The organism is Halocatena marina (genome assembly GCF_023276375.1).
GTDB classification, from domain to species: Archaea; Halobacteriota; Halobacteria; order Halobacteriales; family Haloarculaceae; genus Halocatena; species Halocatena marina.
This window is the reverse complement of sequence record NZ_JALLPK010000002.1, coordinates 73,779-87,901: the sequence shown is the minus strand read 5'-3', so window position 1 is coordinate 87,901 and position 14,123 is coordinate 73,779. Positions and strand designations below refer to the sequence as shown.

Here is a 14,123-nt window from a genome sequence, read left to right as displayed (position 1 = left end):
GAGAACTGATGAAAAATGTGGAGGCGCTACGCAACGCACTCACTGCTGAGAACTGGAGAGTAGTCAATCGGAGGTTGCTCAAGAAAGTCATCGCGGAGTTTGCATATGAGGACATCATCGTTCCATCGGCGATCGATCAGGTTGACGCTGAAGACTCGGAGGTTGGCGAATCGTGGATCCGTTTCCGGCTTCGACTCGGGGACGGTGTCGAGTACCAGTTCGACGCACAGCACCGACCGCTGGACAGCTACCGAGTCCGTAAGAATTCGATTCTCCGCCGCACCGATCCCGAAACAAAACACGAGAAAGCAGACAGACTCGGGGAATGGACCGAAGCCGTCGACCCGCTCCGGTTCCTGCTCGAAGCGCGCGAGTACATGGGGGTCGACGCCACGACAGCCGCACACCTCGTCCGGGAATACCGAAACACACTCGTCGCAGACGCCCACATCCGTGCGCGGAAGGCGAAGAAGGACGATGACGCTTCGATACTCGATCTCCCGTACGCGGAAGTTGAAGGTGAGATGGAAGGACACCCATGGTTCACCTACAACAAGGGACGGGTTGGATTCGGTTACGACGACTATCTCCGATACGCTCCCGAATCAAAGCAGCCCCGCTCGCTCTCGTGGATCGCGGTCGACCATGATCGGGCAACGTTCTCCTCCGTTGAGGGGCTGAGTGAGGATGAATTGCTCCGTACGGAGCTGGGAGCGACGTACGACCGCTTCCGGACGAAACTGACTGATGATGGATACAACCCTAGTCAGTACTCCTTCCTTCCGGTCCATGACTGGCAGTGGAACGACAGCATTGTCCAACTGTTCGCCGGAGACATCGCCGCTGGATCGATCGTCCCGCTCGGGGAAGGACCGAACGAGTACCTCCCCCAGCAGTCTATCCGCACGTTCTCAAACGTCACTGACCACTCGAAACACCACGTCAAGCTCCCGATTCGTGTACTGAACACCAATGTCTACCGCGGTATCCTCGGTGAACAGGCCGAGGCTGCTCCACGGGTGACGGCGTTCATCAAAGCCGTTCGTGACGGTGACGAGTTCCTCACAACGGAGTGCGATCTCCTGCTCCCCGGGGAGATCGCGAGTGTCAACTACGAACACTCGGAGTTTCGGTCATTCGATGATGCACCGTACCAGTTCCACGAGCTACTCGGCTGTGTCTGGCGGGAGAGTGTCGCATCGATGACACAGGAGGACGAAGAGCCGTTGACGCTGGCGGCCCTGCTCCATGATGACTTCGATGGCGTTCCACTGATAACGAAATTGGTGGATCGGTCAGGCCTATCGTTGGAGGAATGGCTCAGCCAACTGTTTGACACGCTACTCCATCCGCTGTTGCACTACCTCTACCGGTACGGGACGGTGTTCATGCCCCACGGAACGAACGTAGTACTTGTACACAAAGACGGGATCCCTACGCGTGTCGCAGTGAAGGACTTCGTAGATGAGGTTGCAGTTACCGACCGTGACCTACCGGAACTCGTTGATATCCTCCCGAGTGATCTCCGTGACGACGATCGGTATAAGCACCACATCCTCCACCAGCTCCCACCGGAGCCGCTGTGTCAGCATATCTTCGGCACGCTGTTCGTCGGCGTATTCCGATACATCTCTGATACGCTCGCTCGTCGACACGGATTCTCCGAAGAGCGCTTTTGGGAGGCCGTACGTGAGTCGGTCGAGCGATACCAGTCGCAGTTCCCCGAGTTGGCCGACCGGTTTGAGTTGTTTGACCTCTTCAAACCACGGTTCACCAAACACTGTCTCAACCGCAACCGGATCATCGACCACGGATACGAGGATCTCAGTACACGGCCGAAGGTGAAAGGGCACGGAACCGTTGCCAATCCGCTGTACAGAGACTCGAATGAATACTGACACGTAAATTGAATTCTGAGGACGGGACGTATGTCACCAGCGACTGTTTTCAAACGGTGGGGCACGCTGTTCTCGCTATCGACGTCTGATTCATGAGCACGTCCTCCGTTCGGTGTGTGCTCATCGAACGTCTCGGAACGGAAACTTTGGATGGCGGTGTAACGGTCGATTGCACTCCGGGGCCACGATTCAACTGAGAATTGCTCATCCTGCTTCAGTGGCTAGGATCGATCGCAAGTCACTCTCCTAACGGTGAAAATGAATCAGCACGTGAGCTGTGTTCGTTGTCGACCTTCGAGAGTATGTGGGTATACGACCGCCGTCCACTGTTTCTGGAGACAGCCACCAGTGAGATGCAGCTTTTTCGATCATAACGGGGAGATCTATCTGCTACAGACTGGTTTGTGGAGTTCGGTGTCCCTCTATCTACTGGTCGTTCATTCAACCGTGTAGAATCTCGCGTGAAAACAGCGATGAACGGTCCCTCTGTTACGGTGAGTGTGAGTGAACGAGATCCGTCTGCTGTGTCTTTCGAAGAGAATTTTCGACATAAAGATCAAAAATACTAACTCATTCTTGAAACAAGGACCTCAGATGCACAAAGAACAAGAAATTATCTAAATAACACTAAATACACTAACGATGTAGATTACAATATTATGAGTGCATAAAATAGAGGCATATATTCTCGAATCAGCACAAATAGAGACAGTTTCGCATTGTTCACAGTTATAGACACCATATCTGCTATGCAACCTTTTCATCACGTTGTTAATTCACATACCACCACTCAAACTCCTACATTACATGAGTACTCATTTTTGATGGGTTATCGACATTCTTCACAAACAAATGCGTCGCTATATCCATCGATTTGATTTCTGGTAGTAGCTATCCAGTCGTGAACGCAATGACTCCGTTGTGGCAGTTACACAACCGCAGGTCACGAAAATTCCCCTATCGCCTCGAATATGACTACATTCGGGATGTATGCCGAGTTGGCTGTCCCGCCACAACAGATGTCGGGGATTGATTCGAAATTACAGAGGAATACGAACGAAAGCTATTTTGTTTGTTGTGTAGACTGTCACCATATGTCGGAATACGAGCCGACATGGGAGTCATTAGGCTCTCATGAGCTACCGAAGTGGTTCAGTGATGCAAAATTAGGTATCTTCATCCACTGGGGCATCTATTCAGTCCCGGCGTGGGCACCCACCGGTGCCGAGATTGGCGGTGAAAACGCCTCACCGTACGCCGAGTGGTACCCTTACTACATGTACGAAGAGGGTTCACCAACGAAGGAGTACCACGAGGAGACGTACGGTGAGGAGGTTGAGTATGCCGACTTCATCGAAAACTTCACGGCTGAGAACTGGGACCCTGATGGGTGGGCATCGCTCTTTGATGACATCGGAGCCGGCTACGTCGTTCTCACGGGCGAACACCACGACGGGTTCCCGTTGTGGGATACTCATTATACGAAATACAATGCCGTTGAGATGGGGCCTGAGCGCGACCTCGTCGGAGATCTCGCTGAGGCTGTTCGTGATCAAGGACTCCGGTTTGCCGCATCGTACCACGCAAACTACAACTACTATCAACCTGGCTTCGACGGCCAGTTCGGTCACCCCGATTACGAGAAGGGTGGTCCGGGCGATGGAGAGGGAGGACCGGGGTCGGAGTACGTCGACTTCATGAATGCCAAACACCGGGAGTTGATTCGTAAGTACGATCCTGACTTACTCTGGTTCGATGTTCCCAAAGCCGAAGGCAAGCATTTACACGCTCAAGAGCTGATCGCCGATTACTACAATCGCGCTGTCACGCGGGGCAAGGAAGTCGCTGTCAACGACCGCGCTTCGACTGACACTATTGGCCCAACTATCGATATCGAAAATAACGAGTCTGAAGACACCCACGGCGACTTCGTTACGCCGGAATATGCGACGTTCGACGAGATCCGTGACGAGCCGTGGGAGGGCACTCGCGGTATCGGTCACTCATTCGGCTACAACGCGGCCGAAGGAGAGGAGGATCATCTCTCACGAAAGGAGTTGATCCACTCGTTTGTTGATATCGTCTCGAAAAATGGTAATCTCCTCATCAACGTCGGTCCGAAAGCTGACGGGACAATCCCAGAGATCCAGAAGAATCGTCTCCAAGCACTCGGCAACTGGCTCGATGTGAACGGTGAGGCGATTTTTGAGTCGCGTCCATGGACTATCGCCGAAGATGACAAGAGTGACACAGCGGTGCGCTATACACACCGCAGCGGTGTCCTCTATGCGATTGCACTCGACTGGCCCGGTGATACGCTGTCTCTCTCCGTGCCTGCACACGCCGACCTCGCTGAAGCCCCGGATGTGACACTACTAACCGGTGATGGAAAGCGTTCACTCACTGCCACTCTCGTAGACGATCAACTCGCGATCGAACTCCCAGAGCGACCAGATCACGACCACGCGTACGCGGTCCGAATAGACGGCATTGAAAATACGCGCTAGTGCTGAGACGGTCTAGTCGGTGCTTTGCCCGACGGCGAACGAAGATGAACCCTGAAACTCAGCCGCTTCTGCTTGAGCCGCCTCAGGTGGTTCACGGTTTTTGATCGCCTCACCGGTCTGTCTGTCGAAAAGATGAATCCGGTTCTGAGGAAACACGACATCGATTTCGGTTCCTTCTCGAATGTACTCCTCTCCGTCGATGCTCGCTGTGTACGTCTGGCCGCCGACGGTAAAGTAGACGAACGACTGATCGCCCAGTGGTTCAACAACATCTACCTTCACGGTAAGGACATTCTCATCATCGCTCGCGGCGACACGAATATCTTCGGGACGGATACCAAGTGTGAGGACTTCCGTGCCATTGGCGATGGTTTCCATCGTAGCCGCATTGAGAGAGTATCCGAACTCATCAGAGACCAGCATTCTCGCATCCCGGTCTGTAGTAACATCGAAGAAGTTCATCGATGGTGATCCGATAAACCCAGCGACGAAGCGGTTGGCGGGGAGGTGATAACACTCTAGGGGCGTCCCGACCTGTTGAAGCTCGCCGTCATTGAGAACAGCGATCCGATCACCCATCGTCATCGCCTCAGTTTGATCGTGTGTCACATAGATTGTCGTTACGTCGAGATCAGACTGCAAATTCTGTAACTCGGTTCGCATCTGGGTGCGGAGTTTCGCGTCCAGATTCGACAGCGGCTCGTCCATCAAGAAGAGCTCTGGATCTCTGACGATTGCACGACCAAGGGCAACACGTTGTTGTTGCCCACCAGAGAGTTCACCGGGTTTCTTTTCGAGCAGCTGCTCGATACCCATCATCGCGGCAGTTTGTTCGGTGCGCTCGTTGATATCGTCGTTGGATAAGTCCGTCCCCATCTTTAGCCCGAATCCGATGTTTTTGCGCGAGGACATGTGAGGGTACAGCGCGTAGTTCTGGAACACCATTGCGATGTCTCGGTTGCGCGAGCGTTGGTGCGTGATGTCTGTCCCATCGAGTAAGATGGTACCTTCAGTCGCCGATTCGAGACCGGCGATACAGCGCAACGTTGTCGATTTCCCACAGCCGGATGGACCAACGAGAACGAGAAATTCGCCGTCTTCGATTGAAATCGAGAGATCGTCAACAGCAACGAGCGCTGTCTCCGAGTCAACACTAAACCGTTTAGTCAGGTTCGCTATCTCAAGATCACCCATAGCAAAGGAGTTACACTAGTCGATGATAAATCTTGTTCCATGCTACACTGATGCATCATCTGAGAGTGTCCAAATACACTCCATGAACGGAATCGGTTCGTCATCATCGTCTACATTGACGCCTTCGTGCTTGAATTGGGCGACGTACCGCTCCCACTCCTCTACCGATTCGTCATCATCGATGCTCTCAAGGTACGCATCAATGTCTTCAGCCTCAAGAATACAGACGGCGATGTCATCCCGAACGTACAGTTCGAACTCGGTGACGCCCCCTCGTTTCATCGCCTGCGATACCCCATCGGGGACGGTATTGTGTGCTTCAAGATATTCCTCTCTCTGCTCGGGATCAATATGCTGGATATACACCGCTCGTTCAGTGTCCGAAAACATACCATTTCCAATGACGGGGTCGCTAAAGAAGGTTATGTTTACTCTCTCATCAGTTCATTCACCTGCTCGAATCACATCTCGTGGATGCGTTCGAACGTCCGGTGTGAGAGATACGCAATATCCCGTGCTGAGAGGAACGACGTCTCTTCGATCCACGACAGACAGTCCTCGTACCGCGCCCAGTCGTTCATCCACGGATAATCTGAACCGAGCATCAATCGTTCGGGACCGAACCAATCGACAAGGTTGTGGACGTAGCTGTGCAGATCCTCATACGGCCATTCGCGTTCGGCCGAGCGCGGTAAGGAACTCACTTTGACAGCAACGTTCTCACACTCAGCCACAGATTCAAAGCCATTCCATGGGCTTGTATCCGACGCGGTCGTCTCATCTGGGAACGCCATGTGATCGACGACGATTTGGACAGTTGGATGCTCCTCGGCGATCGTTTTGATCATTGGCAGTTGCGCTGCCTTCGGGAATATAAACACAGACGTATCGAGCGCTGCGGCTTCCTCCCAAACAGTTTCGAGCGTATCGTCACGGATCCAGTCCGCTGTTCGATTCAGTTCTGATGGGTACGCTTCGTATTCAAGACAGGCGTGCATGCGCACCCCTAACATCCTATCGTGACCGACGACCCGACGGATGTCCGCGCACACCTGCTCAGGATCGTCCTGAAAAAAGTCTATGAGACCGACACCCCATAGTCGGTTAGGGAAAGCCTCGATGGCTCGCATCGTGTACTCGTTAGCGCGTACGCCGCGGCCGTACAGCGGGGTCGTAACGACAACACTTTCGTCGACGCCAACTGCATCCATATCCGTGATCAGATCGCGGCTCGTGTATGGACCATCCCATCCGGGTGGCAAGACCTCGGCTTGCCACGGAAGCTCTTCGGTATCTGCTCCCCACGCGTGCGTGTGCGTATCGATAAATCGCATCGAATCACTCCAAATTACCGCCACCGCTAACCCGGAGGATCGTGCCAACGACGTAGGACGCCGCATCACTCGCGAGATACAGCACCGCATTCGAGAGGTCTTCGGGCAGGCCGAGTCGACCGAGTGGACGCGCCGCACCCCACTCTCTGAGCACATCCTCAGGGGTCCGATTTGGATCGTCCTCGGCGATCATCTCAGCTTCATAGCGTAGTTGGTACGTCTCGGTCACGTCTGTCGAGATCGCGTTCATTCGGATACCGTGATCTGCGAGTTCGTGGGCCATTCGCCAGGTGAGTCCGTTAATCGCGGTCTTCGAGATGCCGTAGAAGCCACGGCGACCTGTTCGTCGATCACCGGTCTGACTAGTGTGATTGATAATTGAGCCCTCGATGCCCTGTTCGATCATGTGGGCTGCGACGAGTTTCGCGGTGTAATACTGCGCCCTGACGTTCACATCCATAGCAAAATTCCAGTCCTCAATCGGTGCCTCAACGAGTGACTTTTCGCGGGGCCAGACCGCGGCGTTGTTGACCAGTAGGTCGATCTCGCCGAACGCGTCAATCGCTGTTTCAACGAGATTCTCGATTTCGTTGAGGGTAGCCATATTCGCCGTGATTCCAATTACTTCGCCCTTGCTTTGTTCGTCAAGTTCCTCGGCAACTGCGGTTACGTCTGTTTCCGTCCGAGAATTGATGACGACGTTCGCGCCAGCGTCGGCTAGTCCTTCTGCGATGCCACGACCAATTCCCTTCGTTGAGCCGGTAACGATTGCTGATTCACCGCTGTAGTCGAATGTAGTATGACCGACCATACCGGTAGCACAAGGTGCGTCTCTAAGAATCCACCGGTGCAACTGGTTGGGAGCGATCATAATAGGAAGTGAGACAGCTATCTGTGGAAACGATGTCCACTCAGTCGGGACATCCCTCTCGTGCGATACGGTTGCCGATCGCACGATGCGTCTCACCGTTCTTACGATCGAGCCGACCGTCAGGGAACAGTCCAACGTTCAGTCACACTGTAGCCATCAGATAACCGTTGTAGAGAGCTTTTCTAAGACTTCCTCACGCGTTGCATCTTGAGGATTCGATTCGTACTGCTGTTTGTACTCGATACGATAGCTCGAGGAGTGTGAATCCATATTCAGATCATGTTGATTGGTCTCGATAGTCATTCCGAGTCCTATAATCTATGGACGATGAAGGTGGAAAGTGTCGAAAACGGGACGACGTCGATCTATCCCTTCGTTGTCCCCATCGAGATACCGCGCATGAACTGTCGTTGGAATAGTAAGAAGAAGATCACCGTGGGTGTCACAGCGATAACGATCCCTGCGGCGAGTTGCGCCCAATCACCGGCGTACTGGCCCTGAAAGGCCATAAGACCGGCTGGTAGGGTCCGTTTCGCATCGTCCGTGATGAAGATAATCGCATATAGGAACTCGTTCCAAAGAAAAACGAATTGGTAAATAGCGACAGCAGCCAGTGCTGGCATCGATAGTGGCAGATAAATTCGAAAGAATACCTGAAGTTCGGTACAACCATCCATACGCGCGGCTTCGGCGTATGTATCCGGAATCGTGACGAAGAACTGCCGCAACAGGAACACCGAGAATGGAAGCCCGAACGCAACGTATGCGAAGATGAGGCTGAAGTACGTATTCAACAAGTTCAACGCGTTCATGATCGTATAGAGCGGAACAAGCAACACCTGTGGTGGGATCATAAATCCTGCCAGAAAGAACACTAGCAGGAAATCGTCAGCCGGAAAATCGAACTGGACAAGTGCGTACGCTGCAAGACTCGACAACAACAGGATCAGCACAAGAGCAACAGAGACAACGATGACGCTGTTCATGAAATAGTGGTCGAACCCGCCGGTCGTCCAGGCGTTGGCGTAATTTTCAACCTGCAATTCCTGAGGTAGCGCCAGTGGATCCGTGAAGATTTCAGTCTTCGATTTGACGCTCGTGACGAGCAATAGCAGTATCGGGACGAGGAATACACCAGCGACAATAAACACAAGCAGGGCCGAGAGATTTTCGAACAGCTCGACGATGACCTCTCGAACTGTTTCCTGATAGTCGGTGTTCACACTCATGGATTTACACCTCCAGCTTCACGATCACCGAGGCGCATATTCAGTAATGAAAGGACGAGGACGATAACGAACAGGAGAACGCTGATGGCCGCAGCCTGACCGAAGTTCGACTGAAGAAATGCGTTTTTGTAAATCCACGTGACCATTACTTCGCTCGCGTGTCCGGGACCACCCCGAGTCATTACCCAAATGTATACGAACGAATTGAACGAACCGATAATAGTGTAGATGGAGATGAAGATGGCCACCGGCTTGAGAAGCGGCAGCGTAATATAACGAAACCGCTGTAGAGGACCTGCACCATCCATACGTGCCGCCTCAAGCAAACTCTCGTCGATACTGTCGAGTCCAGCGAGCCAGAGCACAACGCGGAATCCTGTCCACTGCCACGTCGCGACAATGATGATGGCGTATAATGCAAGGCTCTGACTGCCCAGCCATAGCGGGTTCCAGTCAATGCCGATCTCTTGGATAACAGAGTTCAGAATACCATAGGATGGGTTATACATATATCCCCAAATCATTGAGACGGCTACCGCCATGAGCGTCATCGGAAGCAGATACACGGCCTGGAAGAACTGTCGAAAGCGATCTGAAAACCGATAGATTGCGAGTGCCAGTACCAATCCAATGCCCGCTTGCAGGATGAGACTCCAGAAAGCGATCTTCACGTTGTGCCACAACGATGTGCTGACGATGGGGTCTGAGACGGTCGCAACGAAGTTCTCGACACCGTTGAACGACATGGTGCCCAAGCCAGACCACTGGAAGGTACTCAGTCCGAAGATACCCAGCGCAGGTAGTACCAGAAATGGGAGATAAATCAGGAGCGCAGGTAAGAGGAACAGCCAGTGCGGATGATTCTCGAACGCATTTCGTGTTGAACGCAGCGCTGAAGAGACGGAGGACCGAGTGTCGTTCCTTGATTTTTCGGTGCTCATAGTTCACTCAAGGTTCGAAAGCGCCTCCCGATTCGTTTGTTGGACGTTCTGTAACAACTTCGATGGGGAAGTACCGGTGAACAGATTTTGACCCCCAGACAGTAATGCCTCTGTTGTCTCTGGTAGGTAGGCAACGTCAAACACCGTCCCGACTGCGTCGGCGGACTGTAGTTGCTCAATCGTTGCAGTGGTTGTTTTTTGACTTTTCGACATCTCAATGTCGTTATACACATCAGTACGTGTAACAGGTGATCCGGTGATTTCGAAGAACGCTTTCTGAGCTTTCAAGCTACCGAAGAAGCTGGCGAATTTTTTGACGTTAGCAAAATGTTTGTCACCACGTTTGGCAGCCTGAGAACTGATGGCGACCGTCGAATTGGGCACGACACTTATCCGCTCATTCTTGCTGTTTTTATACACATCCGGGAAGGCTGGCCACCACATATAATCAATGGCGTCGGGAACTCCTGCGAAGTCGTCGGGAGCCTGTGAAGAGATAAGCTCACTGACCCACGTCCCTTGGTGCCAGAAGCCCGCCTGTCCACTGAAAAACAGGGCTGCGGCCTCGTTGTTATTTAGTGAGTTGATATCCTGATTGAAGTATCCGTCATCATATAGCTTTTTGAGTCGTGAGAGTGCTGTCTGGAATGGTTTGTCGGTCAGTGACGCGTTCTCCAACTCGAATCCTGCGTTGTAATAGTGATCGACGCCAGCCGCCTTGATCATGAACGCCGAGATCCAATGACCGATAGTCCAACGGTTTCGGTTCCCACACTCAATCGCCGTATAGCCGGCATCGGTCAGCTTCGAACAGATATTGAGGAACTCTTTCCATGTCACGTCTGTCGAGTGCTGAAGCCGTTTTGGGTCAACGCCAGCATCATTGAGCACGTTCTTGTTATACCAGATCGGAACGCCTGCCACATCGTACGGAACTCCGTACGTCTTCCCGCCTTCATCGCGCCACGACAGGATATCACCCTCTTTGTACGTAGTCCCAAGAAGCGCATCTTGAATGTATGCGCTCTGTTGCTCTTCGGAAAGGATGCCATCCAGTGGTATGACGTTCCCATTGCTGACGTATCGGCCGAGCCGATTTGGACCTGGCCAGATGTAGAACACGTCTGGCGCCTCGTTCGTCCCGAGTGCATTTGAGATTGCGGATTTGTAAGGTGTGTTCTCGTACTTCGTCTGTTCTACTTCGATTCCCGTCTGTTCCTCGAATAGGCTTTCAAGCTTTGCGGCAGCCTCTTTGCTGGAACCTTGAACAGCGAGATTCCACCACGATATCGCATTCCCATTGTTGCTGCCCCCATCGTTGGAACCATCGGAGTTGTTGTCACCAGACCCGTTGCCACTGTCACCGGCGCACCCGGCAAGTCCAATCATTCCGGCCGCACCAATCATTCTGAGAGCACGTCTTCTCTCTTCGTCAATCATAGTCATGCCACATTTAGATACAACGGTAATGAACGTTTCCCAAGAGTAAATAAATAATATGAAAATTATATTAGATAATGTCGAATGCTATCCATCTTCTGACTTCAACAGTTTCTACTGGATGTAGTCAGTCGATTCGTTTGCGGTGAAATACAGAGATTTAATACGGTGCTGTAACTGAGACTCGATGTGGCACCGAAAATTACGAAAATCGAGTCGGTGGAGTTTGCCTACCCGATAGACGACGTCGGCACTGACCAGCACGGATTCAACCTCGTGTATGACCCGGGGGAAGTCACAGAGCGCAAGCTGTTTGCTTTGACCGTTCACACGGATGCGGGTATCACAGGAGAATACGTTGGTGGCAATTCTCCTAGCGCGGCCCAAATTAACATGTTCGCGGATTACCTTGTGGGAAAGAACCCGCTTGAGCGCGAGAAACACTGGAGTGAGATCAAGCGCGCATTGCGCAAGTACGATCGGATGGGAATCGGTCCTATCGACATCGCGCTATGGGACTTTGCCGGCAAGTACTATGATGCACCCATTCACGAACTTCTCGGCACGTACCGCACGAAATTCCCCGCCTACGCCTCAACCTACCATGGCGACGAGAACGGTGGCTTGGACTCGCCCGAATCGTTCGCCGCGTTCGCCGAGGAATGTCACGAGATGGGATATCGAGCATTCAAGATCCACGGTTGGGGTGGAAGCGAAGGGTCTCGCGACCTCGACCGAGAAGTAGAAACTGCACTCCTGCTGGGTGAACGCGTCGGCGATACGATGGATCTAATGCATGACCCGGCCTGTGAACTGGAGACGTTCGGCGACGCGCTCACACTCGGTCGCGCGCTCGATGAGGCTGGTTTCTACTGGTACGAGGACCCATTCCGTGATGGTGGCGTCTCCCAGCACGCCCACCGAAAGCTTCGTCAGCGAATCGACACACCAATTCTCCAGACTGAGCATGTTCGCGGATTGGAGCCAGCCACGGACTTCATAGCCAACGAAGCGACGGATTTCCTGCGGGCTGACCCGGAGTATGATGCAGGTATCACTGGCGCGATGAAGCGAGCGAAAGTTGCCGAAGGATTCGGTCTTGACGTCGAATTTCACGCACCCGGGCCCGCCCAACGTCAGTGTATCGCTGCAATCCGCAACACTAACTACTATGAACTCGCACTGGTCCATCCTGACTGTCCGAACACCCAACCGCCAGTGTACGATGGGGCGTATTCAGATATGATTGACACCATCGACGACGATGGGATGGTCACGGTGCCCGATGGCCCCGGTCTCGGTGTCGACTACGACTGGGACTACATCAACGCCAACCAAACTGGTAGCGTCCACATTTACGACTAACGCCCTTTAGCGACACCATCTTTATTCCAGCAGCTAACTGATCGCTGATTCACCAAGACGTGATATCGACACGGCGGAGTGGACGATTTAACGGAATATCGACCTGACTTCCGGTGTAGTGAGAGACGTAGAAACCAATGATGATCTCAAGTGAACGCAGTGCTTCACGGCCTGTAGACCTGTTCGTTGCGTTCCCCTTGAGCAGTGACTGAATATGTCTGGCAGCGTTGGCAAACGCATTTTGGTAATCATCCTCCCACGTCCACGCATCGGTGATACCAGGTAGAGACTCTTCGACGTGCTCACCGTCTTCTAGCCGCCAGTAGCGCCACTCACCATCATCATTGTTCATGTAGAGTTTTCCTTTGCTCCCGATGAACTGCAGTGTCATCGATGAAATTGCTCGTGGGATGGTGCAGTCGATGGTAGTGAAGGTCCCATCATTCATCAGTGCAAACCCACCGCCGGCCGAGTCATCGACTTCGTGATCAGCACCGAGTGAGTCTACTGCCTCGTTTTCACCAGAAATATAGCCGCTGACTAGTTCGGCATGAGAGTCGAGCAGGTAAACGAGCGTATCCAGTAGATGGGTCGAGTTGCGTAACAGTTCCATTCGGAACTGGGTCGAGACGGCGTTGACTTCGCCGAGTAGTCGCTCTTCTTGAAGGAGTGTGTATAGTCGCTGGAGTTTGTCTGTGAATCGGAACGAGTGGTTGACAACGAGTTCCGTATTCGTCTCTTCACAGATATCGATCATTTCATCGGCGTCAGAAACCGACGAAGCGATTGGCTTTTCACACCAAATAACATCGGGAGCTGCATCCGATTGGGCGGCACTGACGACGTGCTCGTGGTGAAGAAACGATGGTGTACACACCGAAACGACATCAAGATCTTCCTCGCTTAGCATCGCTTCGTGGCTAAGGTACTGCCGGTCGGAGGGAATGGCCCATGCCTCACCAAATGTTCTCAAGTTCTCTTCGTCGATATCCGCAACCGCGACCAATTCGATCTCCGTCGTCGCGTCGTAGCCACCCGCGTGACTAGCGTGAATCTTTTCTTTTCCGATGGCATCCGTATCGTGCATCCCGAGGATACCCATGCCAGCAATACCACCTGTTCCAATGATCCCTGCGCGATAACTCATGCGTTATTCGACTGTAGCGTTTTGTAGGAGCTGTTATCAAGATTGCGTCTTGATACAAACTATTTCACCTAGACCACGATCGAGGTGATGAACTTGGATTACAGTCGAACCAGATAGCTGGACAAAGATTTAAGATAACTGGCCAACCATACCATATTCATGGATGGATTAACCGATAAAACGATGATTAAGTCCGC

11 protein-coding genes are annotated in these 14,123 nt (G+C 52.7%); 3 read left to right on the top strand and 8 right to left on the bottom strand.

The genetic code is table 11. The features are described from left to right. The first annotated feature begins 8 nt into the window (after nt 1-8). On the top strand, nt 9-1,898 hold the full coding sequence (locus MW898_RS19055) for an IucA/IucC family protein (protein ID WP_248909892.1): 1,890 nt from the start codon (nt 9-11) through the stop codon (nt 1,896-1,898). A gap of 1,094 nt (nt 1,899-2,992) precedes the next feature. Then, nucleotides 2,993-4,405: an alpha-L-fucosidase gene (locus MW898_RS19050; protein ID WP_248909891.1), complete on the top strand. Its 1,413-nt coding sequence runs from the start codon at nt 2,993-2,995 to the stop codon at nt 4,403-4,405. Between the two features lie 12 nt (nt 4,406-4,417). On the opposite strand, the gene MW898_RS19045 is transcribed toward MW898_RS19050, so the two are convergent. The 7 genes from MW898_RS19045 to MW898_RS19015 all read right to left on the bottom strand — a co-directional run bounded on the left by MW898_RS19045 (nt 4,418) and on the right by MW898_RS19015 (nt 11,414). Beyond that, nucleotides 4,418-5,599 (bottom strand): ABC transporter ATP-binding protein, encoded by a 1,182-nt coding sequence (locus MW898_RS19045; RefSeq protein ID WP_248909890.1) that lies wholly within the window; start codon nt 5,597-5,599, stop codon nt 4,418-4,420. A gap of 42 nt (nt 5,600-5,641) precedes the next feature. Continuing rightward, nucleotides 5,642-5,989, bottom strand: a complete 348-nt coding sequence (locus MW898_RS19040) for an L-rhamnose mutarotase (protein ID WP_248909889.1) — start codon at nt 5,987-5,989, stop codon at nt 5,642-5,644. Nucleotides 5,990-6,060: 71 nt separating this feature from the next. Beyond that, a complete protein-coding gene (locus MW898_RS19035) occupies nt 6,061-6,933 on the bottom strand; it encodes an amidohydrolase family protein (protein WP_248909888.1) in 873 nt (290 codons plus the stop codon). Nucleotides 6,934-6,937: 4 nt separating this feature from the next. Continuing rightward, the gene (locus tag MW898_RS19030; RefSeq protein ID WP_248909887.1) at nt 6,938-7,744 is read right to left on the bottom strand and encodes an SDR family NAD(P)-dependent oxidoreductase; all 807 of its coding nucleotides are present in this window, start codon (nt 7,742-7,744) and stop codon (nt 6,938-6,940) included. A 425-nt stretch (nt 7,745-8,169) separates the two neighbouring features. After that, a complete protein-coding gene (locus MW898_RS19025) occupies nt 8,170-9,033 on the bottom strand; it encodes a carbohydrate ABC transporter permease (RefSeq protein WP_248909886.1) in 864 nt (287 codons plus the stop codon). Next, nucleotides 9,030-9,974 (bottom strand): carbohydrate ABC transporter permease, encoded by a 945-nt coding sequence (locus MW898_RS19020; protein ID WP_248909885.1) that lies wholly within the window; start codon nt 9,972-9,974, stop codon nt 9,030-9,032. The genes MW898_RS19025 and MW898_RS19020 overlap by 4 nt, the downstream gene beginning before the upstream one ends. A 3-nt stretch (nt 9,975-9,977) precedes the next feature. After that, nucleotides 9,978-11,414 (bottom strand): ABC transporter substrate-binding protein, encoded by a 1,437-nt coding sequence (locus tag MW898_RS19015; RefSeq protein WP_248909884.1) that lies wholly within the window; start codon nt 11,412-11,414, stop codon nt 9,978-9,980. Between the two features lie 189 nt (nt 11,415-11,603). On the opposite strand from MW898_RS19015, the gene MW898_RS19010 reads away from it, so the two are divergent. Beyond that, entirely contained in the window at nt 11,604-12,779 is a 1,176-nt protein-coding gene (locus MW898_RS19010; protein ID WP_248909883.1) for an enolase C-terminal domain-like protein, read from the top strand. Between the two features lie 49 nt (nt 12,780-12,828). On the opposite strand, the gene MW898_RS19005 is transcribed toward MW898_RS19010, so the two are convergent. Then, nucleotides 12,829-13,926, bottom strand: a complete 1,098-nt coding sequence (locus MW898_RS19005) for a Gfo/Idh/MocA family protein (RefSeq protein ID WP_248909882.1) — start codon at nt 13,924-13,926, stop codon at nt 12,829-12,831. Nucleotides 13,927-14,123 lie beyond the last annotated feature (197 nt).

Coding starts and splice junctions, on each gene's coding strand:
- MW898_RS19055 (WP_248909892.1), top strand. CDS start 9: ATGAAAAATGTGGAGGCGCTACGCAACGCACTCACTGCTGAGAACTGG.
- MW898_RS19050 (WP_248909891.1), top strand. CDS start 2,993: ATGTCGGAATACGAGCCGACATGGGAGTCATTAGGCTCTCATGAGCTA.
- MW898_RS19045 (WP_248909890.1), bottom strand. CDS start 5,599: ATGGGTGATCTTGAGATAGCGAACCTGACTAAACGGTTTAGTGTTGAC.
- MW898_RS19040 (WP_248909889.1), bottom strand. CDS start 5,989: ATGTTTTCGGACACTGAACGAGCGGTGTATATCCAGCATATTGATCCC.
- MW898_RS19035 (WP_248909888.1), bottom strand. CDS start 6,933: ATGCGATTTATCGATACGCACACGCACGCGTGGGGAGCAGATACCGAA.
- MW898_RS19030 (WP_248909887.1), bottom strand. CDS start 7,744: ATGGTCGGTCATACTACATTCGACTACAGCGGTGAATCAGCAATCGTT.
- MW898_RS19025 (WP_248909886.1), bottom strand. CDS start 9,033: ATGAGTGTGAACACCGACTATCAGGAAACAGTTCGAGAGGTCATCGTC.
- MW898_RS19020 (WP_248909885.1), bottom strand. CDS start 9,974: ATGAGCACCGAAAAATCAAGGAACGACACTCGGTCCTCCGTCTCTTCA.
- MW898_RS19015 (WP_248909884.1), bottom strand. CDS start 11,414: ATGATTGACGAAGAGAGAAGACGTGCTCTCAGAATGATTGGTGCGGCC.
- MW898_RS19005 (WP_248909882.1), bottom strand. CDS start 13,926: ATGAGTTATCGCGCAGGGATCATTGGAACAGGTGGTATTGCTGGCATG.